The following is a 25,341-nucleotide window of genomic DNA, read 5'->3' on the forward strand; positions in this document are numbered from 1 at the left end:
GATTGTCGGAGCGGTTATGCCCGTCGACGATGATGGCAAGCGGCTTCTTGGTCGCCTCCTGCGCATCGAAAACGCCGCCGGTCGGATGGCCTTCATTCCGTTTTGATGATGACGCCGGGCCAGGATATCCGAACTCCCAAACCGGCCAGGTGCGCCGCACGTAAAGCTTTGCGGTCCGTCACCAGAGATTCTTTCCGTCGATCACGGCGACGGGCCAATCGGCAGCTTCGAAATCATCGATGAGGCGGGCGTTGAGCGCGATCCGGCGGGTCTGGCCATCCCATGATCCGTCGAGCTCGAACGCCGGGCTGTCGGCGTAGGTGTCGCAGCCGCAAGCACTGCAGAAATGATTGGCCACCTGCCTGGTGTTCCAGCGATAGATGCCATCGCTGTCGGCCTGCTTCACCGTGAACTTCTCGGGCGCGAAATAGGCAAAAAGATGCCCCCGCTTCGAACACAAGGAACAGGTGCATCGGGTCAGCTCTGCGGGAAGTTCGCCATCGACCTCGAGTATCGTGCGGGCACAATGGCATCGTGCGGTAATCGCCATGATCGCTCCTTTCCGTCAGACGGATCAGACGCCTCCAACGCAGCAGGGCGACCAACGCTCCCATCAGCGGGTCAGGCGAGGAATTCGCCGAGCAACCGCGCGATCAGGTCAGGCTGCTCCTCGGGAAAGAAGTGGCCGCCCGCAATCGCCTGCCCGCACACATCGTCGGCCCAGCGGCGCCATAAGCCCAGGGGGCCACCCGCGTCGTCGTACCAGCTCGCCAATCCACCGCGATCACTCCACAGCGCCATTAACGGGCAGGCGATGCGGCGCCCGGAAGTGAGGTCGGCACGATCGTTCACGCGGTCTATCCCGGCGGCCGCGCGGTATTCTTCGCAGATCGTGTGTATATGCGCCGGATCGCGGAGCGCTGCGACATAAGCCGCGCGTAGCCAGTCAGGGAATGTTTCCGGCGGCGATCCCCAATGCATCAGCGCGTTGTCGATCACCGCCTGGGGATCACCCGCGATCAAGCGTTCGGGAAGCGGCGCCGGCTGGGCGAGCAACGAGAACGGCCAGAACGATAATGCCAGACGCGCATCGGCGCGCTCCCACACTTCGGCGGTCGGCACGATGTCGAGCACCACCAATTTAGCGACCTTGGCCGGCGCGTCGAGCGCAGCGCGGTAAGCGACCCGCCCGCCGCGGTCATGTCCGACGATAGCGAATCTGTCATGGCCGAGCATGTGCATCATCACGGTCAGCGTGCGCGCGATCTCGCGCTTCGACATGGCGGCATGATCGTCGCTATCAGCCGGACAATCGCTACTGCCATAGCCTGGCAGATCGGGAACGATGACTTTGAAGTCGACCGCCAGCAACGGCGCGACCGCGTGCCACATAAGGCCCGTTTCGGGGAAACCGTGCAGAAGCAGCACGGCACTTCCCGACCCGCCTTGCCGGACGAAAACTGAACCGCGTTCGGTTGGTATGGAGCAGCCGTCGAAGTCGGCGATGCCGGGATCATCGATCGCAGACGGCTCCGCCGACACTATGAACGCGCCACGAGTTCGCGGATATATTCCTCGAGCGTCGTCTCGCCCCGAACCGGCTCCTCGTCATAATCGAAACCGCTGTCGAGGCTGACCGCGGTCATCCGCGCGTAGGAATTGGCGGCGGGTGCCGAGAAGCCGAACTTGCGATACGCTTCTTCCCACTCTCCACGCGCCGTCACGACAACCTCCACCGTGCGGCCGAGAGCATGCGAAAAAGCCTTGGCCACGTCGGCCGAGGAGTAGCGTTTGGGGCCTTCAAGATACCGAACACCGGCATCATCGACCGGCGACAGCAGCCGTTCTGCAGCTATCCTGCCCAGGTCGCGCGGCGCTGCCATCGGCAACGACAGATCGGCAGGATACATGGTCTGCAGTTTTCCGGTCTCGCGTACCGCATCGAGCTGCTCGTCCCAATTGCTCATATAATAGGGTGCGCGGTTGATCGCAGCTGGAATGGTCTGGCCGCGCAGGCCTTCCTCCAACTCCCATAGGACATTCAGGTCACCAATGCGCTCGCCCGATTGGGCCCCGGCGGTTGACTCCGCGACCACCTTGGTGAGGCCAGAACCTTCGAGCGCCGCGAGGATGTTGGCCACTGTTCGCCGCTCGACAACATCGGTATCCGTCTTCGTGTCGGCAGGTGGGTTGAGGAGGAAGGCACGGCGTCCGCGGCGGAATGCCGCTCGCAGCGACGATACGTCGTTCACGTCAGCTTCGACGATCTGGGCATTCTTTCCCCGCCAGGCGTCGGCATGGCGAGGATCGTGCGTAACGATCGCGACTTGCTGGCCACGCGCAATCAGCGTTTCGGCCACCGCCGATCCGACATGCCCGGTAGCGCCCATGACGACATGCATCGGCCTGCCTCCAATCTTCGGCGTCAACGAATGGAGGCGGATTGGTTTCCCTGCGTTGAGGGCAGGAGCCGACGCCCTTGGAATATCGGGTTGGAATGCCGCTCGCGATCGCACAGCTTGAGTGTGAGCTTATAGGCGTCCGCGGTTTGAGACCGGTCCGGCCGAAGACAGCAGAAACCACCTCGGAACTCTGCCGATGTCCATCAATCTGGCGGATTGTCCGATAATCCAAAAGTCTCCACGTCCTGGTTGGGATCTCGGGGGCCGACGTGGATCGGCCTCGACAGCCGAGGCTACAGGGTGTTTCCGACTGTCGCACAGTGCGTCGCGTCCAGAAACGCGGCAAGGCTCGTCCCGCCTGTGCCATTTGGCGGGCTGGAGCCGACGGCGATCCTCGTGATATAGCGTTGCGCCATATCGCCATGTCCGCGCCGAAATTCAGCGACCTGGTTCAATGCCGCATTATATGCCGATCTGAGTTCGGCCGAACCGTTGCGCGCGCGTTCACGCACGCATGAGCATCGTTCGACGTCCTCGACGAAGCGCCGATGCTCAACGGGCATGTAGCGCCTGAGCATCCGCAGATAATCCCGCGTATCACCGGCGTGATGCGCAATGCCGAGCACGGCATCCACGGCCTGGATCAATGAACTCTGACCCGCACTGCCGCCGACATATTCACGCGGTGTCGCCGAGACACCCTCATAGATGACGCCCGGCGATGGCCAGCCGGTCAGGAACGGGCGAACGCGGTGGTAGAAGATATGCGGATCACACCATTCTCCCATTCTGTGCAGCGCCGCGATTACCTGCTTCATTGCGGCTGCGATCGCGCCCAGAACGGCCGCCAGTTCACCGTCCTGCACTGTTCGGGACGCGATCGCGGCCATCCGGATCCGGTCGAGCAAAGGCGCGCCCGCCAGTTCGACACCCAAGGACGCGATGAAGAACCAGTCCTCATCCACGCCGCCGAGAAACTGGACCTGCATCCGCATATTTTCGGTCGACAGGGGACCTTGGGGATCGATGCGCTGCCAGTTGTGAAGCGCCATCGAGGCATAGTGGACGATCGGCGGCCGATCCATCGCCTCGGCCAGAGCGCAGAGCGGTCGGGCCAGCTGGTGCGGAATCACCAGGTCGGGCGCATCGCCGCCCCATACCCAGGCATTGGCGAAAACGCTCAGCAACAGCAGCGCGCGTTCACGCTCGGCCCGCGTTTCGAGCATGATGGGATCGCACGACGGCAATCGCTTGATCGCCGAACGGATCCGGCGTGATCTGATCGCCGCGGACAGGTCGGGGACGAGTGCTTCCCAGGCCGCATATCTTTCGTCGAGTCGTGCGAGAGGATCGCAGCCGGGCACGAAACCTGTCAATTTATCGATATCGTAAGCCACGAGCGGCTGTAGCGCTCCCGGCTCGGGCGCACTCGTTGCGACTGGATCAGCAGTGACCACGAGATTTCCCCTCATGACAGAGGCGCCGCGACCGACATAGTCGAAGCCGGTCTGGTTCTGTTGCCGGCGTGAAGCCCGATCGCTCCGGCCGTGCAGTCTGGAGCGACATTGGGGCTGATTGACGGCTGCGATTCACCATGCTCGTCCGACGGTGCTGAAACTGCATGGACTGTCGGTGCAAATCATCTACCCCACGCCATCCACCACACCCATAGCAGCAGAGCGACAAGCACACCCGTTCCGAGCCCGGCCGCGAATTGCTTCACGGGCAGCGTCGCCCGCGCCAATACCGATCCCACCGCAGCGCGAAGCCGCTCTTCACCATCGCGCAGGACAGGTCCATGCGACCGACGCTGCACCAGGCCGCGGTCCGATCACCTTTGCCGGAGCCATCCGACCGGCAGATCAGCGCCGGTCCACTGACGAGCACATGTCCTTCGCGCGATCGGCCCCGGGCACCGCCCAGGAGCCTGACCAGATGATCACGCGCCTCTTCGCCATTCGCCGACGGGCATGGATGACCGGGTCGGCATGCACCGTCGATCTCGCGCGCAGCGATACCCGCCAGGCGGATCTTCGGGCCTTCGGCGCACCAGATCGGCCCGTCGCCGTCCCAAACCCGGGTCGGGGTGCATGTGAAGGTCGATCCGACCGCCATATATGCCAGCATCGCCAATATCATTGTGTCCAGGCCCCTTCGTCCGGCCCGAACAACTGCATCACTTTGTCGGCGATCGCGACCCAAAAGCGTACGCCGTCGTGATCACTGGCATCAGTCAGCTCGGAAATCCGGCGCATGACATAGGTGCCGACGTCATCGCCGTGCATCTCCAGCAGTTTCGACGCGAACGCCCATTGCTCCTGCTCGGGCGTCACAAGAGCGCGCCTCAAGACGCTGTGGCGAGCTTTGGCCCTGAGCGGTCGGAATGCATTTTCTCTCCGTAGCATGCGCTCAGGGTTTCCGCCTGAAAGCCGAGACCAGCGTTGCGACGCTGCCGTTCGGGAGAGAGAAGGCGATTGGCAATGAGGAAGCGAGATGGATCATGAGGCGACTCCATCGTGTTGGTGCTGGTTCGCTGCAGGATAGCGCCGGCTTGCCGGCTTCATGCGCTACCGTGGCAGGGTGACCGCCAGCATGGCCCGCTTGCGCGCTCACCCAGCAAACTCTTCGTCAGGCTCGAACGCCCGATCGCGTTGCATGTGTTGCCCACTTGACGGCGGGCCCGCTGCTGGCGACTCTATTGGAGGTGAGAGACAAGCCGTGATTCTGGGTTCGGACCGCGCAATATGGTTGTCGCGCAACGTGGTGCCGCATGAGCCGGCGCTGCGCTTATGGCTACGTCGTTGGCGCGGCCACGGCATTGAAATCGACGATATCGTTCAGGAAACCTATGCGATTCTGGCGGCGAAGGAGTCGGTCTCCGACATTCGCGATACGCGATCCTATGTGTTTCAGACCGCACGGTCGATTATCCTGACGCAGACACGCCGTGCGCGGATCGTCTCGATTCAGGCGGTGGAAAATCTCGAGCGCCTGAAAGTCGCCTCGCAGGAGCCGAACCCGGAAGAGCAGGCGTCTCATCGCGATGGCCTCAGGCGTTTGGCCACCCAGATTGCGAACCTTCCGGATCTTGCCCGCCAGGCACTCACCCTGCGGATTATCAGCGGCCTCTCGCAGCGCGAGATCGGCGAGCGGATGAGTATTTCGGAGAATGCGGCGCAGAAACACATCTCCAAAGGCCTTCAATACCTGATGAAATATTTTGCCGAAGGCGGATATGAGGCTCCCGGCGCGTCTACAGAGGCGCAAGACCGGACCAATGAGGCAGATGAGCGGCACACGGGCAAATATGGAGATTGACGCGCAGGCCGCCGACTGGGCGACCCGCATCGATCTTGGCCCTTTGTCGCCGGCCGATAACGATGCGTTCAACGAATGGGCTGCCGCCAATGTGCTGCACCGCGGTGCCTATGCGCGCGCTGCCGCAATGCTCGAATATGCAAAGCGGGCAAAAGCGCTCGGTGACGATTATGATCCGGCCGAATTTCGCGAGGAAGAGGCGGCGCAGGAAGATGCCGTGCCGATCGATCGCCCGACGAAATTTTATGCTCGCCGAGGTTTTCTGGCCGGTGCTGCCTCGATGGCGGCGGCCGGCGTCGCGGTGGTACTGGGGTACGACACCCTGTTCAAATCGAGCGACTATCAAACCGCCACTGGCGAAATGAAACGCATCTTTCTGGACGATGGCTCGGTGCTGACTCTCAACACGGCGTCCCGGGCAAGGGTCGCGTTCAGCAAGGCCCAGCGCCGTGTCGAACTGATCGAAGGCGAGGCATTGTTCGACGTCGCCAAGGACGCGGCGCGCCCGTTCACAGTCACCGCCGGCCCAACCAGCGTGACCGCGGTCGGCACCAGCTTCACGGTGAGAAACCTTGCCGATGCAGCCGTCGGCATCATCGTGCGCGAAGGTGTCGTGAAGATCGGCGGCAGCGACGGGGGCGGGCGAACGATCCTGGCGAAGGCCAACACCCGCATCATCAAGCCGAGCGGAACGGCTGCGGAAGTGACGCGGCTCGATGAATCACAGGTGACGCAGCAACTTGCATGGGAAACCGGCATGTTATCGTTCGAATCCGTCCCGTTGAGCGAGGCGGTGGCAGAGTTTCGCCGCTACAGTGTGACCCAGATCGCGATACCCGACAGTGCCATCGCGAAGGAATCGGTAACCGGCCGTTTCGCCGCGAACGATCCGGAAGGCTTCGCGACTGCCGTGGCGACCAGTCTCGGCGTCCGTGCCGAAAAGCGCGATGGCCAGGTCTTCATCGAGCGCTGAGCGCAGTGTTTCAAATTTATTTCTAGCCCGAAGGCGACTTTCCGAAAACCGTACGTCTACCCTCCAAGGCCACGCGGCCGAACGATGGAGGGGGACTTATGAAACATCTCACGCGGAAGGCATTGTTGGCTGGCGTCGCGGTGCCGCTCGCGCTCCTTTTGCCTGCCACAGCGCAGGCCCAGACGCGCAACTTCAATGTGGCCGCCAAGGATGCGGCCAGATCGATACCGGAGTTCAGCCGCCAGGCCGGCGTCCAGATCATCGTGGCGGGTGGACAGCTTCGCGGTGTCATCACGCCGACGATACGCGGCCGCAAGGACGTGCGCGCGGCATTGCGGGAACTGCTGGCAGGAACCAATCTCGTCATCGCCAGCGACAACGGGAGCGTGATCACGCTTCGCGCCGGGGAAGGGGAAGCGGTCCCGCGGCCTTCCACGGTCGTAAGCGACACCGCGGACGCCGCCCAGGGTGACGACACGGACATCGTCGTCACCGCCACCCGGCGCGCCGAAACCGTGCAGAATGTGCCGATCAACATTGCTGCCGTCACCGGCGCTCAGATTGAGCGCGAAGGACTTCGGACATTGTCGGAAGCGACGCGGTCGGTGCCGGGCGTCAATGTCATCGATCAAGGCGGGCGCGGCGGTAGCCAGATCGTCGTTCGCGGCCTCAATGCCGAACCGCTCGTCAACAATGACAACAGCAATGACGGGGGCGGTACCGTCGCCACCTATCTTGGCGAAACACCTGTCTTCATCGAGCTCAAGCTCAACGACATGGAGCGGGTCGAAGTACTGCTGGGCCCGCAAGGGACGCTATATGGCGCGGGAACGCTCGGTGGGGCGATCCGCTACGTGCCGCGGCGGCCGAAGTTCGACGCTCTTTCGCTCGAGGTGCGCGGCGATACCTATCGCTACGACGCGGCCGGAAGCATGAGCTTTGACGGAGGTCTGACGCTCAACCTGCCGATTACCAGCAATTTCGCGTTGCGCGCATCCGTCGACCGGCTCGATGATTCAGGCTTTATCGATCAGAATTATGTGCTCAAACAGCCCGGCGTTTCCCTGCCCAACGCCTTGAACAGCCCGGCAGCCATTGCGGCGAACTTCCGGCAGGTCAAAGACGTCAATTTCGAAAAGGCCTGGTCCGGTCGCGTCGCCGCGCGCTGGCAGCCGAGCAATGCCGTCGACCTCAATCTCACTTATTATTTCCAGTTCCAGGACGTTGGCGGCCGGCAGGCATCGTCAGCCCGGCTCGATCATCTGCCGGTCTCGATCGGTCGCTACGAGTCTGCGCTGCGCGTGCTCGAGCCCGCCAAGCGCGACAATCAGCTCATCGCCCTTGAAGGTACGTTCGACCTCGGCTTTGCCGAGCTCACATCGGCGACCAGCTATTCCAAATATTCGCAGCGGAGCCGGCGGGACCAGACCGACCTCGCGATCGAGCTTGGCTTTGGCTATGAACAGTTTCCCGCTCTTGTCGATTTCACCGATGAACGGGTCAAGGAAGAGCGGATCAACCAGGAAATCCGCCTGGTCTCGCGCGGCACCGGTCCATTCAGCTGGACCGTCGGCGGCTTCTACAACCACTTCAAACGGCGGGTCGAATATACCGAGTTCACGCCGGGCCTGCATGATTTCTTCGACTTCGACACCGGCGACGACGATCGTGATTTCCTGTCGGTCGACCGGGCAAAAAGATCGGAATATGCTTTCTTTGGCGAAGCCTCCTATCGGATCACCGACGCTTGGCAGCTCACGGTCGGCGGCCGTTACTTCAACTATGATCTGAAGATCGGATCCGCCTACGCGTTCCCGCCCTATCCCGCGGCTGGGCCGGCGCTGGTCTTCACGCCCGGTGGTCAGAAGGACGATGGCGTCCTCGGCAAAATCAACACATCCTATCGGTTCTCGCCGGACGCTCTGGCGTTTGCGACGATCAGCCAGGGTTATCGTGGCGGCAATTCCAACGCGGTGGCGCCATGTCCGGTGCCATTGACGCCGCAAACCTTTGTCTGCGGCCAGCCCAATGAACTGCTCTACAAGCCCGACAAGACGACCAACTACGAAGTCGGCGTCAAAACCCAATGGTTCGACCGGCGGCTGACCGTCAACGCATCCGTTTTCTACATCGATTGGAAGGATGTGCAGCTCGCCTCGTCCACTCAGGTCGGGGCCGTGGGAATTACCGTCAACGGCGAAGGCGCTTCGAGCAAGGGCGTCGAGCTTGGTATCGACGCGAAGCTGACGGACAAGCTCCGGTTCCAGGGTAGCTACGCCTATACCGACGCCCAGCTCGACGAGCGTTCGGTGGATCTCATTCGCACGATTGTCCCGCCGGGTTTCTCCGGCGTCTATGTCGATGGTGAGGCGGGTGACCGGCTGCCGGGATCACCCAGGCATCGCGCCAGCGCTACGCTGTCCTATCTGCAGCCGGTGAGCGACACTCTCGATCTCGACCTGGGTTGGAGCACAATCGTCTCCGGCAATGTGCTCAGCACCGCCGGCGCCCGCGGCGACAGCCTGACACTTCCAGCCTATTCGCTGAGCTTCGCGCGCATCGGTCTGGTCAATGCCAAAGACCGATGGTCGGTCACGCTCTACGCGGACAATGTCTTCAACGAATTCGTCGAGGTCAGTACGCGCGGCACGGCGCTCTACAATCAGAGCGTACCCGACATAAACGGCGATCCGGTCTATAATCGCCGGTTCTCGACGGGCGTCGCCGCGCCTCGCCGGGTCGGCTTGCGCTTCACCAAAACCTTCTGACCTAGCCATGAGCCGCATTGCGCGACCGACCCCGGAACCGGCGGTCGAACCCCGGGCGGAGGCGCCACACCGGATGAGACGTGTCGGTCGCGCATTGGCGGCTTTGATCGGGGGCGCCACCATTCTGGCGGCGGCTACCGGCCTGTTCGCCCCTTATGTCTATTCCGAACTGACGCCGTGGCGGAAGAGCTACGACCTGGTTTCCAAGGCACCGGCCAAACTGGCCAAAGGCCGGATGTTCGACAGCTATTTCGCGGTGGAGGATCTTGGCGCCGATACTTATGCGATCGGTGAACCGCGCTACTATCAGGCCAATTACGCCTATCTGATCGTCGGCCGGAAAAGGGCTCTGCTCTTCGACGCGGGATCTGGCACGCGCGACATGCGACCGGTGGTCGCATCCCTCACGTCGCTCCCGGTCACGGTGCTTCCGTCGCATCTACACTATGATCATCTGGCCGGCGCGAGCGTGTTCGAACGCCTGGCATTGCCCGATGAGCCGGGCATCCGCGCAGAAATGGCCGATGGGCGGTTCACCCCGGGGCGCTATGAATTTCTGGGCATGTTCGATGGCCTGAAAACGCCGTCGCTGCGTGTGTCGGAGTGGATCAAACCGGGGCAGGAGATCGACCTGGGCGGCCGATCGCTGACATTGCTCGCCACGCCCGGACACACACCCAATTCCGTCGCGCTGTACGACCAAAAAGCACGGCGCCTGTTCAGCGGCGACTTCATCTATCCGACGATGCTTTACGGCTTTTTGCCGGGAGCGAGCCTGTCCGCTTACAGGCAGACCGCATCGCGACTGAATGCCGAGCTGCCGCGCGATACGGTCATTTGGTCTGCGCATTGCTGTCGGCGTGGCGAAGGCTTTGCTGCGCCGTGGCTCACCATGCGCGACGTCGATGACCTCGCTTCGAGCCTGACGAGGATTCAGGACGAGCGGCCGGATTCAGTCGGTTTCTTTCCCCGCCGATTCCCGGTGAACGCCCAAATGGAATTTGCCGCGGGTTTCCCGTGGAACAATCGATGACCGAGCCGATGAACATGCACCGCCGTGCGCTCCTCAGGAACGGCGTAGCCACGATCGCTGCTACCGCCATTCCGTCGGCGTCGATGGCCGCTCCCCGGACCACAGGGAGCGGTGACGCCCGCGCCAACGCTGCTTTTACCGATCGGCTCCACGCGATGCGGGTGGCGACTGGCGTGACGGGCGCCTCCTTCGCCTATTGGGACGGTGCGACATTGCACACGGCCGTCTCCGGACTGCGCAACAGCGTGACCGGCGATCCAGTCACGCCCGATACGGTCATGCATGTCGGGTCGATCACCAAGCTGATGAACGCGGCGCTGCTGATGCAGCTGGTGGATGATGGGAAGATCGCGCTCGACGATCCAGTCCTGCATCATCTTCCGGACCTGCGCCTGCGCGACACCGATGCGCTGAAGAAAATCAATTGCGCGATGCTGGTCAATCATACCAGCGGCATCGATGGGGAATGGTTCCCCGAATATGGCCCGGACCAGGAGCGGATCCTCGATACCGTGATCCGCAGCGCGGATCTCGGCCAGCTCTTTTCGCCGGGCACGGAAACGTCCTACTGCAACGTTGCGACAGTGATTGCCGGCCACCTCACTCAGACGGTGCGCGCCAAGAGCTGGTACAGCCTGGTCAAATCCCGCCTCTATGAGCCGCTCGGCATGCGGCACGCATTGGTCGATCCCCTGGAACTGCCGCGCTTTCGCGTCAGCATCGGCGATCTGACCAATTCCGCGACAGGCAAGATGGTGCAGACCACGCGGCCTTTCCTCGCGCCGAGCTTTGCCCCGGCGGGATCGACTCAAATGACCAGCGCCGCCGATCTTGTGACATTCGCACGCGCGCTGATGGAGGGCGGTATCGGTCCGAACGGGGGGCGGATATTGTCCGGCGGATCGGCGCGACGCATGTTCCAGCCGACGGCGTCGTTCGTCCCGGTTGGCGGCATCGAGACCCGCGTCGGCCTTGGCTGGATGATCATGCCCGGCGGGCTCGTTGGCCATGGAGGAAGCGGTCCGGGCGTGCGGTCGAACCTGTTCGCGCATCCGGCGAGTGGCCGCGCCCTGGCCCTGCTCACCAATTGCGACAAAGGCGAGGCGCTAAGGGCCGCCTTCGTCGATCCGATCCTGCAATCCTGGACCGGCCTTTCCCCTGTAATGCCTCCACCGCGCAGGAGCGTCGCCGATCTGGAGCCTTATCTCGGGGTCTATGAGACCAATGCCGATCGCTACACGGTCGTCGCTCATGGCGGTCTGTTGAGCCTGCAGGTCCAGGACAAGCTCAGCACCTACGATAATAGCAACCAGGATGTGCCGCCGCGTATTTTCTATCCGCTCGGCGACGACAGTTTCGAGGAGGGCGCCGATAGGGTCGGCGGTCAGCCGCAAACGATCCGTTTCATCCGGCCGGGTGCCGGTGGGAAGATGCATTTCCTGTCGAGCGGCAATCGCCTGCTGGCGCGCATATCATGAAGGATACCAGCCGGCGCGCCTTCATTCGTGACACCCTGGCGCTCTGCGCGACAGCCGCCATCACAGTCCAGGCGTCAGCCCAGGACAAGGTCGCACCGGCGACGGGGCGGGACGACGCCGTGCGAAGAGTCCAGAAGGGGGCCCTGGTCGTGAACGGGCTCGATCCGTCCAGTCGCTCCGAAAGCTATCTCGACATGCTGGAAACGGGCGGAGTCGATTGCTGGCACCAGACTGTCGATGGCGATTTTGCAGGCTTTGCGTCGCTGCTGAGCTTTTGCGACGCGAACAAGGCCCGGATCGGTCGCGCGGGGACCGTCCGGGAAATCCGGGAGCTCCGTCGACAGAATAGGATCGCGCACATTGCCGGCTGGCAGTCCGCCGAAGCCCTGATCGTCGATGGCGAACCGACACCGACGAACCTGCGCGCCTATCATGAGCTCGGGCTACGCATCTGCGGCATCGCGTATAACGATGTCAACGAGTTCGGTGGGGGATGTTTTGATCCCGACATCGGTCTGACGCGCGCCGGTCACCGCCTGGTGGAAGAGATCCACAGGTCGCGTATCCTGCTCGATGTCGGCGGCCACACCAATGAGAAAACCTCCTTCGAGGCCATCGCGCTTTCCTCCGGCGTGCCGGTGATCTGCAGTCACACCAATCTCCGCGCGTTGAACGACAATCCGCGTTGCTCGACCGATCGCCTCCTCGAAGCCATCGCTGCGACCGGCGGCGTCATCGGCTTGTCGGCATTCAATGATTTCCACGCGCGCCGCGCGCAGGACCGTAATGTGCCGCGCACGCCCCAAATAGGCTTGGAGCGCCATCTCGACCAGTTCGATTATCTCAAGCGCCTGGTGGGTGCCGATCATATCGGGCTCGGCCCCGATTTTATCGAGGGACGCAATACACCCGGGTCCTTGTCCGCCAGCGATCGGGTCCTGATGGCGGCGGAAGCCTACAGTCAGGAGATGCCCTGGTTCTATGTGAAAGGCTTCGAAAATATCGGCGAATTGCCCAACGTCACGCGCGGCCTGATCCGGCGGGGCTGGTTGGAGGCTGACATACACAAGGTGCTCGGCGGCAATTGGCTGCGGGTCTACGAAACAGTCTGGGGAGCTTGAAAAATGGGTGTTGCGAACGCCACCGGGTCGAGTGGCGGGGCGGTGCCTGCCGGGCTGCCTCGTCGCCAGATATTCGCCGTCGCGTCGGGCAATGCGATCGAGTTTTACGATTTTGTCAGCTATGCCTATTTCGCGGCTCAGATCGGCCGAACCTTCTTTCCGTCCGACATTCCTGGGATCAGCTTGCTGGCGTCGCTCGCGACCTTCGGCGTGGGCTTTCTCGCCCGGCCGCTCGGCGCGCTGGTGCTGGGCCGGCTTGGTGATCGGGTCGGGCGCAAGCCGGCGATGCTCCTCTCCTTCGGCCTGATGGGGCTCGGCTCGGTCGGGCTGCCACTCATTCCTTCCTATGCCACGATTGGCGTCGCAGCGCCCATTCTCGCCGTCTTGTTCCGCCTCATTCAAGGCTTCGCGGTCGGCGGTGAGGTCGGGGCCAGCACGGCATTTCTGATGGAGGCAGCGCCTCCGTCCAGACGTGGCTTCTATGTCTCGTTGCAAGCGATGAGCGCAGATGCGGCGGCACTCGTCGCCGGCCTGGTCGGCGTCGCGCTGGCGAGCATGCTGGATGCGCCGGCACTGGATGCCTGGGGCTGGCGCGTGGCGCTGTTGCTGGGGGCGATCATCATCCCGGTCGCGCTGGTCTTGCGCCGGACACTGGTCGAGACGTTGCAGCGGTCTTCGGAGGAAGGCTCGCCGCCGACGATCGGTTCCTATCGCCGCATTGCCGTGGCCGGCATCGGCCTGATCGCTGCTGCGACCACCACTAACTACCTGCTCAAATATATGACGACCTACGCCAATTCGACGCTCGGCATGTCGGCCAAGGTTGCTTTCGGCGCGACAGCCATTGTCGGACTGTGCGGCGTCCTATGCGATCCGCTCGGTGGATGGCTGTCCGATCGATACGGACGAAAGCGGGTCATGTTGTTCCCCTGGATCGTGTTGGCCCTGCTGGTCTTTCCGTGCTTCTTCCTGATCGAACGGGAGCGAACGGCGGCGGCCCTCTATATCGGCTGCGCAAGCCTTGCCGCAATCTCGACATTGTCGACCTCCGTCTCCCTGGTCGCGATCACCGAGGCTTTGCCGCAACGCGTCAGGTCTGCGGCATTGGGCCTGATCTATGCCTTGGCGGTGTCGGTCTTCGGGGGCTCGGCCCAGTTTCTGGTCGCCTGGATCACGCGGATGACCGGCGATCCGCTGACACCTGCCTGGTATATGATCTGCGGGGTGGTCGTCGGCCTGATCGCAATTCGCGCGATGCCTGAAACCGCACCGATCAAGCTTGGTACCCTTGCGCCGAAGTCGAGAGGATAGTTCGCCATGAGCCGATGGACCACTCCCGTGTTGCTCGGCGCCCTGGCCATGTGCGCCCTGGGGTTCTGCATAAGGTGGTGGTGGGTGGAGACGCGCCCGCCCAGACCCGGTGAGGGCAAGAGCCTTTGGTCGCCGGTCGACACGGTGATCGGCTTCGTCACCAACTTCCTGGACACTCTCGGGATCGGGTCGTTCGCGACCAGTACCGTGTTGTTCAAGCTGAGCGGCCGTGTTGCCGACGAGCAGATACCCGGAACCCTCAATGTCGGGCATGCGCTGCCAACGATCGTCCAGGCATTGATCTTCATCACGATCGTAAGCGTCGACCCGATCACTCTCCTCGGCATGATCGGCGCAGCGGTAACCGGTGCCTGGACTGGCGTCGGCTTCGTCTCGCGACTGCCGCGCCGCGCAATCCAGATCGGCATGGGAAGCGCGCTGTTGATCGCCGCGGGGTTTGTCTTCGCGAGCCTCTTGCATTGGATGCCGGGCGGCGGCGAAGCACTCGGTCTCGACGGTGCGAGGCTGCTCGTCGCCATCGTCGTCAGCTTTTTCCTTGGGGCAATGATGATGCTGGGTATCGGGCTCTATGCCCCGTGCCTGATCCTGGTCAGCTTGCTCGGCATGAATCCGCTTGTCGCCTTTCCGATCATGATGGGCTCCTGCGCCTTTCTGATGCCGGTTGGCGGCGCGCGCTTCATCGTGACCGGACGCTATAATCTGCGCGCCTCGCTCGGGCTTGGTCTTGGTGGCGTCCCGGCCGTGCTGATCGCTGCCCTGGTGGTGAAGACATTGCCGATCGATTGGCTGCGCTGGATGGTCATGATCGTCGTCATCTATGCCGCCGCGACCATGCTCGCCTCCGCATGGCGCGGCCCCGCCGCCGCTCGAGGCGATGCGACACCGGCCTCCAGCTGATCCTGGCCTCATCCAGCATTTGAACCACACAGGAGCGGAAATGCGCGACTATCTGAAATTCTACATTGGCGGCGACTGGGTCGATCCGTTGGAGCCGCAATTCATCGACGTGATCGATCCGGCGACCGAAACGGCGTGCGGCCGGATCGCGAGCGGCGCGGCTGCCGATGTGGACAGGGCCGTAATGGCGGCTCGTGGAGCCTTTGCCGAATGGTCTCGCACCACGCGGGAAAATCGCCTTGAGCTCCTTGAGCGCATCGTCACGATCTATCGCCGCCGTGAGCCGGAGATCGCCGATGCGATCAGGGAGGAGATGGGCGCGCCGAACGCGCTGGCGCGATCGGGCCAGACGAAGAGCGGACTTTCCCATCTCGAGGCCGCGATCGAGGTGCTCAAGCGCTATGACTTTGAAGAGCAGCGCGGACCGACGCGGATCGTGAAGGAGCCGATCGGCGTCTGCGGCCTCATCACTCCCTGGAATTGGCCGATGAACCAGATCGCCTGCAAGGTCGCGCCTGCGCTCGCAACCGGTTGTACGATGGTGCTGAAGCCGTCCGAAATCGCGCCTTTCTCTGCCTGGCTGTTCGCCGAGATACTGGATGAGGCGGGCGTCCCGGCTGGTGTCTTCAACCTCGTAAATGGCGGCCCCGTTGCCGGCGCAGCACTCTCCTCCCATCCGGAGGTCGATATGGTTTCGTTCACCGGATCGACCCGCGCTGGCGTCGAAGTGGCGATTGCTGCCGCGCCCACCGTCAAGCGGGTGGCGCAGGAACTCGGTGGAAAATCGCCTTTTCTCATTCTTGAGGGCGCCGATTTCCCGAAAGCCGTCGCAGCATGCGTGCGGCATGTGATGCTCAATTCCGGGCAATCCTGCAATGCGCCGACGCGGATGATCGTCCCGACGGAAAGGATGGATGAGGTCGTCGCGTTGGTCGAACAGGCGGTCGGCACTATCGTTGTTGGCGATCCGCAGGGAGAGGCGACGATGGGGCCGGTCGTTTCGTCGGTCCAATGGAACCGGATTCAGGACCTTGTCGGACAGGGCATCGATGAAGGCGCGACACTGGTCTGTGGCGGTCTTGGCCGGCCGGACGGGCTCGATCGCGGCTATTATGTCCGGCCGACGGCATTCGCCCATGTGACGAGCGAGATGGCAATCGCGCGCCAGGAGATATTCGGCCCGGTCCTCTCCATCCTTAGCTTTCGTGACCTGGACCATGCCGTGACGATCGCGAACGACAGCGAATACGGGTTGGCGGCTTATCTCTGGGGGGAGGAGTGCGACCAGCTCCGCGAGACCGTCGCACGGCTGCGTGCAGGTCGCGTTGTTCTGAATGGCGCCGCCGGCGACATCATGGCCCCCTTCGGCGGATACAAGCGCAGTGGCAACGGTCGCGAGTGGGGCGAATTTGGCTTCGATGAGTATGTAGAAATCAAAGCAGTGCTGGGCGATGCGCCGAGTAAGTGACGAACGCCGCCGAGAGGCCCGCTCGCGATACGCTCGGGTGAAAGACCGCGGGAAGATCCATAGTGCGATCTTGCAACGGGCACCCTGGCGAGACCGACGCGGAAACTTCCAGTCGAATCTAGTTGCCGCAGGCAAGGGATGAAGTCGGACGTCATCGTCGTCGGAGGGGGCGTAATCGGTCTTGCCTGTGCGTTTGAGCTGCAGCGGCGTGGTCGCACTGTCATCCTCATGGACATGGATGAACCAGGCCGCGCTTGCTCCTATGGCAATGCTGGCATTATCGCGACATCCGAGATCTTTCCGCTCATCACTGCCCGGCGGGTGTTGTCTTTGCCGGGAATGCTGATCGACCAAGCCGCACCGGCCGCAATCCGCGCCTCCGCGTTCCCGAGCCTCTTGCCATGGCTTGCGCGCGCGGCTGCCACGCTTCTGCCATTGGCGCAGGACCGGATCATCAGCGGACTCGCCGCGCTCAATCGGCGTGCATTGCCGGCCTGGCGTGAATTGCTCGACTCCTGTGGCGGGCGGACATTGTTGGCCGAACGTGGCATGATCGAACTTATCCGCTGGCCGGCTTTGCCGGCCGCGTTTGCGGCCCGTTGCGAGCGACTCAAAGCAGCTGGGTTCCCGACTCAGATTCTTAACGCAGAGCAAGTGGCTGCCCTCGAACCACATCTCGCCGGAAAGGTGAGCGGCGGCCTGTTTCACGAGAATAGCGCGCATGTGCACGATCCCTATGAAGTCGCGGTCACTTTGCGCCGTGCATTCCAGGCCATGGGAGGCACGGTGATCAAAGATAAGGTCAATGCCATCGACGCTGCCGCGGATGGTTGCAGAATAGATGGTGCGGCCGCCTCCTATCGTGCGAAAAATGTTGTTGTCGCAGCGGGGCTGACATCAGGACATCTTCTCCGCCCACTGGGTGTTCAGGTGCCGCTTCAGGCGGAGCGCGGCTATCATATGATGCTGCGAAAGAGCGCCGGACTGCTGACTCGTCCCGTTACATTCCACCGCGAATCCTGTGTCGCTACCCCGATGTCGGGCGGTTTGCGCCTCGCGGGGACGGTCGAATTTGCCGCGGCGGACGCCCCACCGTCTTGGTCTCGCGCCCGGCACCTTGCCGCCTTTGCTCAGCATTATTTCACGAGCGTGTTACCAACCGAGGGAGACAGTATCTGGATGGGAAGCCGCCCCTCGTTGCCGGATTCGCTACCGGCGATCGGTTGCCTGCGCGGACAGTCCGCAATTGCTTATGCTTTCGGCCACCAGCATCTCGGTCTTACTCAGGCCGCGATTACCGCCAAGATGATCGCCGACCTGATTGGGTGTTCCGATCCCGGAATCGATATGGGCCAGTTTGGAGTCGAGAGGTTCGGCATCAGAGCGAGATAAGGGGCCGGCCGCATTGATCCTGGACGACCGGCCCCGCGCAATACTGATCCCATCGCAGCGCGAAGCCGCTCTTCACCATCGCGCAGGACAGGTCCATGCGACCGACGCTGCACCAGGCCGCGGTCCGATCGCCTTTGCCGGAGCCATCCGACCGGCAGATCAGTGCCGGTCCACTGACGAGAACATGCCCTTCGCGTGATCGGCTCCTGGGCCTTCGGCGCACCAGATCGGCCCGTCGCCGTCCCAAACCCGGGTCGGCGTGCATGTGAAGGTCGATCCGACCGCCATATATGCCAGCATCGCCAATATCATTGTGTCCAGGCCCCTTCGTCCGGCCCGAACAACTGCATCACTTTGTCGGCGATCGCGACCCAAAAGCGTACGCCGTCATGATCACCGGCGTCGGTCAGCTCAGAAATTCGGCGCATGACATGGGTGCCGACGTCATCGCCGTGCATCTCCAGCAGTTTCGACGCGAACGCCCACTGCTCCTGCTCGGGCGTCACGGAAGCACGCCTCGAGACGCGGTGGCGGGAACGCAATTGCCCATCATTTCCTCTCCGTAGCACGTGCTCAGGGTTTCCGCCTGAAGGCCCAGACAAGCGTAGCGACGCTGCCAATCAGGGTAGCGAGCGCAATGACCAATGGGGAATCGAGATAGATCATGAAGCGACTCCTTTCCGTGTTTATGTACTTGTTTTGTTCCATGTAGGACAGCCTGGAAGCCGTGGGCAGGATCCGATGGCAAGGCAGAAGCGCTACGATGTCCAGGCGGCGCGGATGATCGCTTTTTGCGCCTCACGTCAGCAGCGCGAGCTGTCGGCTCGGATCGTCGCTGCGATAAGCGCTGAATTTCGCGATCAATTTTTTCGTAAAGTAGGTCCGCCCAGGCCGATCGAATATGTGCCGCGGCAGGAGCAGATATTCGAGGACCTTGCGATCGCCTGGGCCCAGGCACACCACGAGGGTGAAATCGGGTTTCAGGCTGGCCTCGAAACGCACCCTCCAGTCCGGCCGGCCATGCTTGTTGGCGGCGTGCGGCGCGATGACGACGGAAATCCGCTGCCCGCCCTCAAGGATCAGCAACTCGCTGTCGGCTTCCACCCGGGCTTTGATCCCTCGCTTCCTGCACAGAGTTCGCAAGTCGGCCATGATGTCGGGATGCTCCCGGCGCCGGACGGAATTGAGTCTAAGATTGCGAAAATCCGAGGGTGGCACGTAGCCGATGCGCGCGTAAACATTTGACAGATTTCCGAAGCGCTTGTTGTAGGTCGTCAGCGCCGGGACGCTTTTGCTGCGCGTAATGATGGCCGTCGAGAGCCCGCCGCAGCGCTCCCAAAGGTCGACGAGCTTGGAGAGCAACGCCTCGTCGCTCTCGTGCTGGTAATATCTGCGCGCCGCTCTCACCCGCTGGGCTGCCGCGAATTGCCTGGGATCGATGATCGCCTCGAACGCGCCTTCGACGCGAATCCATGCATCCGGCCCGATGAACACCTGTTTGCTGGCCAGTTTGCTCGACGTCCTGCCGAACACGTTGTTGCCCATGTATTTTTCGTTCGAGATCACTTCATAGATCGAATCGCGGTCCCATCGGGAGAAGGGGCGGGGTGGGACGCCTTCCCGGTTAAGCTGGTCTGCTATCGCGCGCGGGCTTTTCCGGCCGTTGATATACATACGGTAGATGCGGCGCACGATGTCGATCTCGTGCTGCGGACCTGGCACAAGAATTACCCGGTCAGTCTGGAGACTCTTGTGCTCGCCCTTCTGGAGTATGAGGCGGGGGCGGCCCTCGCTGTCGATAACCAGTCGGCGCAGGCCATATCCCGCTATGCCGCCCTGTCGATAGCCTAGGCCGGCGAGACGACATTGGCCCACATAGACCTTGGTCGACAGCTCCCGGCTGAATTCAGCGGCCATCATCCGCTTGAGATGCTTGAGGATCATCGCGGTCAGGCTGCCGTCATTGTCGAACTGCTCTGCGCAATAATGCACCGCGATGCCCGCCTTCCGGCAGATGAATTCATAGTGGGCGCTTTCGTCGGTGTCCTGGAAGCGCCCCCAGCGGCTGATGTCATAGACCAGGATGGCCTGGAAATCGGCCTGTCGCGTCATCACGTCCTCAATCAGCCGTTGGAGTGAGTCGCGCTTATCGAATGAAAGGCCGCTGCGTCCTTCGTCAGCATAGGTTTCGACGATCTCGAAACCATGGCATGCGGCATAGACGGCGATCGCATCCGCTTGGTTGCGCGTCGAGTATCGCTGAAAATCGGTGGACATGCGCACATATTGCGCTGCGCGGACGAGCGGGCGCTGGAGTTCTGGATCCTCGGTAACGCCGCTGTGCATGGGCATCGTCGGTCCTTAGCCGACTGCTTTTGCCGGCCTGATATCTGTATATGAAATCCGTGATCCGGTCATTTCGGCTTTCGGTCGTTCGATCTCAAGCATGGCTCGTCGGCGTGTTCCGGCAGTTATCGGGCGTATCGGGCGCCGTACCTCGCGCATTTCGCTGTCGCCGAATGGCTGGGTTAGGGGACAGCGCCGGGCCGCTTGTCCGGGCGGTTCACAGCCGCCGCCAGGGCGCCGGTTTCTGCCGGATCCCGCCCGCGCTCTTGTCGGCTCGCGCCTGTGCCGCCATGATGGTCGGCGGACGCGGGCAGGCAATCGCGTCCCGGGATAATCCCGCCAGGCATCATTGACGCCCGTCCGGCACAGGACGGCCGGCCGCACTCCAGGGAGACCGCGGCAGCGCTTGGGACATGACGATACGCCGGCGTGACGCACCGGCGTGAGCGCATGGCCGCGCATGGTGCGCAGATGAGTTTCTTTTCCATGGGGCGCGTGGCCTTCGGCCGCACGGCATTCTCGTGACCGGCGTCGCCGGGCGTCGCGACCCGGCACTGGCCGCCGACCCCCTGGCGGCGCCGCCGGCCGGGGGAACCGCCTCCGCGGCCGCGGTGGAGCGGCTCTACCGCGACACCGCACCCATGCTCCGGCGCTTCTTCCGCAACCGATTGCCGGACCGCGAGGAGGCCGACGACATGGTGCAGGAGGTGTTCGTCCGTCTCACCCGGGGCGATGACGTCTCCCGCCTGCGCAATCCCGCCGCCTGGTTGCAGCGTGTCGCACGCAATCTCCTGTTCGACCGCGCGCGCTCCGGCGAGGCGCGCCAGGCGCCGTTGCGCGTGCCGCTCGACGAGGCGCAATTGCCCGCCATGGCGCCCGCACAGATGGCCGGTCTCGAGGCGCAGGACATGTTCCACCGTTATGAAATCGCGCTCGCCGCGCTTGGCGAACGCACCCGCGACGTGTTTCTGCTCCACCGTATCGACGAGCTGACCTATCGCGAGATCGCCGGCCGGCTTGGCATCACTGTCGCCACCGTGGAATATCACATGATGCGCGCCCTGGCGCATTTCGACCGCGCGCTCGAGGACCGGTAGAACATACGCGATGACCAGCCCAGACGATCCCGCGACCGATCCGGCCGAAGCGCTTCGCGTGGAAGCGGCCGGTTGGTTCGCGCGCATGCGGCGCGACGACGCCGAGCGCTTCCGACCCCAGTTCGAGGCCTGGCTGGCGGACGCCGATCACCGCGCTGCCTATAACCGCATCGCGACGCGCTTCACCGACGCGAAGATCCTCCAGCGCGGCAGCGGGATATCTGCGGGTGCTGTTCCGCAATTCCATCGCGCACCGCGCATCGGGCGTGTCACGGTGCTCGCCGGCGTCGCCGCGCTCATGCTGGTGCTTTTCGTCGCCATGCTCGGACCGCGATTTGGCTGGAGATCCCCCGATGTGCCGCTGAGCCTGGCTCGGCTCGAGGCCGTGAACGGTGCGGTCACGCGTTTCCGGCTGCGCGACGGTTCGGTGGTGACGCTGGACGGCGATGCCCTGGTCACGGTCCGGCTGGACGGGCAAGGCCGCGACCTGCGCCTCGAACGTGGCCGGGCGCGGTTCGCCGTCGCGCATGACGACCGGCCCTTCACCGTCATGGCCGCCGACGGCAAGGTGACGGCACGCGGCACGATCTTCGACATGGCGTTGACGGCGGGCGTCGCCGACGTTGCGCTGATCGAGGGGGCAATCGATGTCGTGGCCGGCCCCGGTGGAAACGGGCAGGTCGCGCGACTCGCGGCCGGCGAGAGGGTCGCGGTCGCCCATGGCTGGATCCGCGAGAAGCCGGCCTTCTCGCCGCGCGCCGCGCCCGACTGGCCGCGCGCCATCGTCGAGGTGCGCGACATGCCGCTCGACATGCTGCTCGCCCGCGCGAACCGCCTGAGCGTCATCCAGCTCGAGGCGGGAGACCCGGCGCTCGGCCGGACACGCCTTTCCGGGCGGTTCCGTCTCGACGATCCGCTCCATCTCGCCGCCATTCTCGCGGGGCTGCTCGACCTGGAGCAGCGCAAGCAAGGCGCGCGAATTCTGCTTGTTCACCGGGATCCATAAAAAACTCCGGTCGCCCCCTAAGGTCCCGCCGATCCGTCTCGTCGAACTCCCTGACGACGCTGCCGCCGATTGTGAGAGCGGCCCGTCAAGGGGAGAGGATCATGATCATATTGAACACAGGCCGGCTGGGCCTGCTCGCCGGTATCGCCGCGGGCGGGTTGCTGGCGGCGATGCCTGCCAATGCGCAGGCCGGTCCCGCCACCGCGATCGGCTGGGATCTAGCCGCCCAGCCGCTGGCCGATGCGCTCGTGGCGATCGGCAAGGCCTCGGCTATCGAGGTGATGTTCACGAGCGACGATGTCGCCGGCAAGCGCGCGCCCGCGCTCCAGGGGAACCATAGTGCGCGCGACGCGATCGCGCTGCTCATCAGCGACAGCGGTCTCGTCGCCGAATGGCGTGGCGCGACCGTGCTGGTCCGCCGCCCGGGCGATCGCCGCACCGAGACCGGAGAAGGCGAGGGATCGGACATTGTCGTCACCGGCTCCCGCATTCGCGGCGCGCCACCCGCTTCGCCGGTGATCCGGGTCACTGCAGAGGATATCCGCAATGCCGGCCACTCCGATCTCGGCGAGACCTTGCGCAGCATCCCGCAGAATTTCACGGGCGGGCAGAATCCGGGCGTCGGCGGCGGTTCGCGCGGGTCGGAGAACGCCAATATCAACTCGGGCTCCAGCCCCAATCTGCGCGGTCTCGGCCCGGATGCGACGTTAACGCTGCTCAATGGCCGGCGCCTGGCTTATGGCGGCGTCCAGAACGCGGTCGACCTGTCCGCCATTCCCGTCGACGCGGTCGATCGGGTCGAGGTCGTCGCCGACGGCGCCTCCGCGCTCTACGGCTCGGACGCGGTCGCGGGCGTCGTCAATATCCTGCTGAAGAAGCGTTACGAAGGCCTGGCCGTGAGCGGTCGCTGGGGTGCCGCCACCGACGGCGGTGATGTCGAGCGGCAATATGGCGCGGTCGGCGGCACCCAATGGGGCTCGGGCAGCGTGATGGCGGCGGTCGACTGGTCGCGCAACAGCGCCATCCTCGCCCGGCAGCGCGACTATGCCGCGCGCCAGGACGACAGCGCGACCCTCTATCCCAGCCAGAGCGCGCGCAGCGGGCTGGTCAGTTTCAACCAGCGGTTCGGCGACAGCGGCATCGGCTTCGCGGCCGATCTGCTCTACAATGTGCGCCGGCATCGCATCCAGGCACCCTTCACCGCATCCGCGCCTTTCGACGTCAACGGCACGGTCAACAGTGCGCGTTCGGAGCGCTTCTCGATCGCGCCGCAGCTGACGGCCATGGTCGGCGGCTGGTCGCTCGGAGCCGGTTTCGTCCGCGCCGAGGATCGTGCCCATCTCTCGACCATCTATGCGACGGGTGGGGTGGCGCAATATGATACGCGCATCTGTCTGTGCAATCGGCTGACCAGCGCCGATTTCAGTGCCGACGGCAAGCTGTTCGACCTGCCAGCGGGCAAGGTTCGGGTGGCGCTGGGGGCGGGCTATCGCGAGAATCGCTTCGAGCAGCGTCGCCGCCGGCTGAGCTTTGTCGGCCTGCCCGATCAGCAGTCCAACTTCACCGCGTCGCAGGAGAGCTGGTACGGCTATGCCGAGCTGTTCGTGCCGGTGGTCGCGCCTGAGATGGCCGTGCCAGGGCTCGATCGCCTGAGCTTGAGCGGCGCGCTGCGCTACGAAAATTATCAGGGCATGGGCGATGTCGTGACCCCGAAGCTTGGCCTCGTGGCATCACCGACGCCGGGGATTACGCTCTCGGCGAGTTGGGGAAAGTCGTTCAAGGCGCCGACGCTTTACCAGCAGTTCCTCGACCAGCAGACCTTGCTGCTCAACAGCGGCACGTCGCCTGCGGGCAGCACGATGCTCTATCTCTCCGGCGGCAATCCGGATCTGGGACCCGAGCGCTCGACCAACTGGACGGCGACAGTGACGCTCGAGCCGCGTGCCCTTGACGGCCTGTCGCTCGAAGCAAGCTATTTCGACATCCGCTACACGCAGCGAGTAATCGAGCCGATCGCGTCGTCGACGGGCGCCCTGACCAATCCCGCCTATGCGCCTTTCGTCACGCTGTCGCCGACGCGCGCCCAGATCGATGCGGCGATCGCGGCATCGGCGCTCGGCCTCAACAATCTGACCACGCGCCCTTTCGATCCGGCCCTGGTCGTCGGCATCGTCGACAACCGCTTCACCAATGTCGCGCGTCAGCGCGCGCGCGGTGTCGACATCGCGGCGCGCTATCGCGCCGAGTTCGACGGCGGAGCATCGCTGACCGTTTCGGCGGCCGCGAGCTATATCGACAGCCGGCGCAAGCTGATCGACGCCCAGCCCTATCGCGACATTTCGGGGACGATCTTCAACATCCCTCATTGGCGCTTGCGCGGCGGCGCGGTGTTCGAGCAGGGCGGGCTCAGCCTGTCAGGCTGGGTGAGTCATATCGGCGGCGTCACCGACGACCGGACTGCGGTTCTGGCGGACGTGGCGGGCCAGACGATGGTCGATCTCATCCTGCGGTATCGGACGCCGCCGGGGTCGGGACTGGCATCGAACATGGAGTTCGCGCTGACCGCGCAGAATATCCTCAACGACAAGCCGGCGATCATCCGCACCGATCAGGTCGCCTATACGCCGTTCGATTCGACCAACTATTCGTCGATCGGCCGGTTCGTCGGGCTCACCATCACCAAGCGCTGGCAGTGATGCGGCACATCGCC

Annotated in this window: 21 protein-coding genes; 13 read left to right on the forward strand and 8 right to left on the reverse strand. The window is 63.6% G+C overall.

Annotated elements, in window-relative coordinates; genetic code table 11:
- Positions 1-178 precede the first annotated feature (178 nt).
- From AC3WN8_RS08810 to AC3WN8_RS08835, 6 genes are all read right to left on the reverse strand, one after another.
- The gene (locus AC3WN8_RS08810; RefSeq protein WP_492669032.1) at positions 179-550 is read right to left on the reverse strand and encodes a GFA family protein; all 372 of its coding nucleotides are present in this window, start codon (positions 548-550) and stop codon (positions 179-181) included.
- A 71-nt stretch (positions 551-621) separates the two neighbouring features.
- Positions 622-1,542: an alpha/beta fold hydrolase gene (locus AC3WN8_RS08815; protein ID WP_492669033.1), complete on the reverse strand. Its 921-nt coding sequence runs from the start codon at positions 1,540-1,542 to the stop codon at positions 622-624.
- Positions 1,542-2,402 carry an NmrA family NAD(P)-binding protein gene (locus tag AC3WN8_RS08820; RefSeq protein ID WP_492669034.1) on the reverse strand — a complete coding sequence of 287 codons (861 nt, stop codon included), beginning with the start codon at positions 2,400-2,402 and terminating at the stop codon, positions 1,542-1,544. The genes AC3WN8_RS08815 and AC3WN8_RS08820 overlap by 1 nt, the downstream gene beginning before the upstream one ends.
- Positions 2,403-2,695: 293 nt before the next feature.
- Positions 2,696-3,874, reverse strand: coding sequence for a PrnB family protein (locus AC3WN8_RS08825; protein WP_492669035.1), 1,179 nt, complete (start codon positions 3,872-3,874; stop codon positions 2,696-2,698).
- A 247-nt stretch (positions 3,875-4,121) separates the two neighbouring features.
- Positions 4,122-4,529, reverse strand: a complete 408-nt coding sequence (locus AC3WN8_RS08830; RefSeq protein ID WP_492669036.1) for a thermonuclease family protein — start codon at positions 4,527-4,529, stop codon at positions 4,122-4,124.
- An 8-nt stretch (positions 4,530-4,537) separates the two neighbouring features.
- Positions 4,538-4,735 carry a DUF6961 family protein gene (locus AC3WN8_RS08835; protein ID WP_492669037.1) on the reverse strand — a complete coding sequence of 66 codons (198 nt, stop codon included), beginning with the start codon at positions 4,733-4,735 and terminating at the stop codon, positions 4,538-4,540.
- 385 nt (positions 4,736-5,120) lie between these two features.
- Here AC3WN8_RS08835 and AC3WN8_RS08840 point away from each other — a divergent pair, with 385 nt between their 5' ends.
- The 10 genes from AC3WN8_RS08840 (at position 5,121) to AC3WN8_RS08885 (ending at position 18,182) form a co-directional block, all read left to right on the forward strand.
- Positions 5,121-5,720, forward strand: a complete 600-nt coding sequence (locus AC3WN8_RS08840) for an RNA polymerase sigma factor (RefSeq protein ID WP_492669038.1) — start codon at positions 5,121-5,123, stop codon at positions 5,718-5,720.
- Positions 5,689-6,693, forward strand: coding sequence for a FecR family protein (locus tag AC3WN8_RS08845; RefSeq protein WP_492669039.1), 1,005 nt, complete (start codon positions 5,689-5,691; stop codon positions 6,691-6,693). Before AC3WN8_RS08840 ends, AC3WN8_RS08845 begins: the two co-directional genes overlap by 32 nt.
- Before the next feature lie 98 nt (positions 6,694-6,791).
- Positions 6,792-9,461 (forward strand): TonB-dependent receptor, encoded by a 2,670-nt coding sequence (locus tag AC3WN8_RS08850; RefSeq protein WP_492669040.1) that lies wholly within the window; start codon positions 6,792-6,794, stop codon positions 9,459-9,461.
- A gap of 235 nt (positions 9,462-9,696) precedes the next feature.
- Positions 9,697-10,494, forward strand: a complete 798-nt coding sequence (locus AC3WN8_RS08855; protein WP_492669041.1) for an MBL fold metallo-hydrolase — start codon at positions 9,697-9,699, stop codon at positions 10,492-10,494.
- Positions 10,491-11,972 carry a serine hydrolase domain-containing protein gene (locus AC3WN8_RS08860; RefSeq protein WP_492669042.1) on the forward strand — a complete coding sequence of 494 codons (1,482 nt, stop codon included), beginning with the start codon at positions 10,491-10,493 and terminating at the stop codon, positions 11,970-11,972. Before AC3WN8_RS08855 ends, AC3WN8_RS08860 begins: the two co-directional genes overlap by 4 nt.
- Positions 11,969-13,093, forward strand: a complete 1,125-nt coding sequence (locus AC3WN8_RS08865) for a dipeptidase (protein ID WP_492669043.1) — start codon at positions 11,969-11,971, stop codon at positions 13,091-13,093. The genes AC3WN8_RS08860 and AC3WN8_RS08865 overlap by 4 nt, the downstream gene beginning before the upstream one ends.
- Before the next feature lie 3 nt (positions 13,094-13,096).
- Complete coding sequence (locus tag AC3WN8_RS08870) at positions 13,097-14,404, forward strand: MFS transporter (protein WP_492669044.1); 1,308 nt, start codon at positions 13,097-13,099, stop codon at positions 14,402-14,404.
- Between the two features lie 6 nt (positions 14,405-14,410).
- The gene (locus AC3WN8_RS08875) at positions 14,411-15,322 is read left to right on the forward strand and encodes a hypothetical protein (RefSeq protein ID WP_492669045.1); all 912 of its coding nucleotides are present in this window, start codon (positions 14,411-14,413) and stop codon (positions 15,320-15,322) included.
- 40 nt (positions 15,323-15,362) lie between these two features.
- Positions 15,363-16,790, forward strand: a complete 1,428-nt coding sequence (locus AC3WN8_RS08880) for an aldehyde dehydrogenase family protein (RefSeq protein ID WP_492669046.1) — start codon at positions 15,363-15,365, stop codon at positions 16,788-16,790.
- Between the two features lie 138 nt (positions 16,791-16,928).
- Positions 16,929-18,182, forward strand: coding sequence for an NAD(P)/FAD-dependent oxidoreductase (locus AC3WN8_RS08885; protein WP_492669047.1), 1,254 nt, complete (start codon positions 16,929-16,931; stop codon positions 18,180-18,182).
- Positions 18,183-18,490: 308 nt separating this feature from the next.
- Here AC3WN8_RS08885 and AC3WN8_RS08890 read toward each other — a convergent pair whose 3' ends face one another.
- Positions 18,491-18,688: a DUF6961 family protein gene (locus AC3WN8_RS08890; protein WP_492669048.1), complete on the reverse strand. Its 198-nt coding sequence runs from the start codon at positions 18,686-18,688 to the stop codon at positions 18,491-18,493.
- A gap of 292 nt (positions 18,689-18,980) precedes the next feature.
- Positions 18,981-20,534, reverse strand: a complete 1,554-nt coding sequence (locus AC3WN8_RS08895) for a recombinase family protein (RefSeq protein WP_492669049.1) — start codon at positions 20,532-20,534, stop codon at positions 18,981-18,983.
- Between the two features lie 515 nt (positions 20,535-21,049).
- Between AC3WN8_RS08895 and AC3WN8_RS08900 the strand changes: the two genes are divergently transcribed.
- The 3 genes from AC3WN8_RS08900 (at position 21,050) to AC3WN8_RS08910 (ending at position 25,327) form a co-directional block, all read left to right on the forward strand.
- Entirely contained in the window at positions 21,050-21,625 is a 576-nt protein-coding gene (locus tag AC3WN8_RS08900; protein ID WP_492669050.1) for an RNA polymerase sigma factor, read from the forward strand.
- Between the two features lie 10 nt (positions 21,626-21,635).
- On the forward strand, positions 21,636-22,631 hold the full coding sequence (locus AC3WN8_RS08905; RefSeq protein WP_492669051.1) for a FecR family protein: 996 nt from the start codon (positions 21,636-21,638) through the stop codon (positions 22,629-22,631).
- A 101-nt stretch (positions 22,632-22,732) separates the two neighbouring features.
- Entirely contained in the window at positions 22,733-25,327 is a 2,595-nt protein-coding gene (locus tag AC3WN8_RS08910) for a TonB-dependent receptor domain-containing protein (protein WP_492669052.1), read from the forward strand.
- Positions 25,328-25,341 lie beyond the last annotated feature (14 nt).

The sequence above is a fragment of the Sphingobium sp. FW305-3-2-15-F-TSA7 genome, assembly GCF_058787155.1.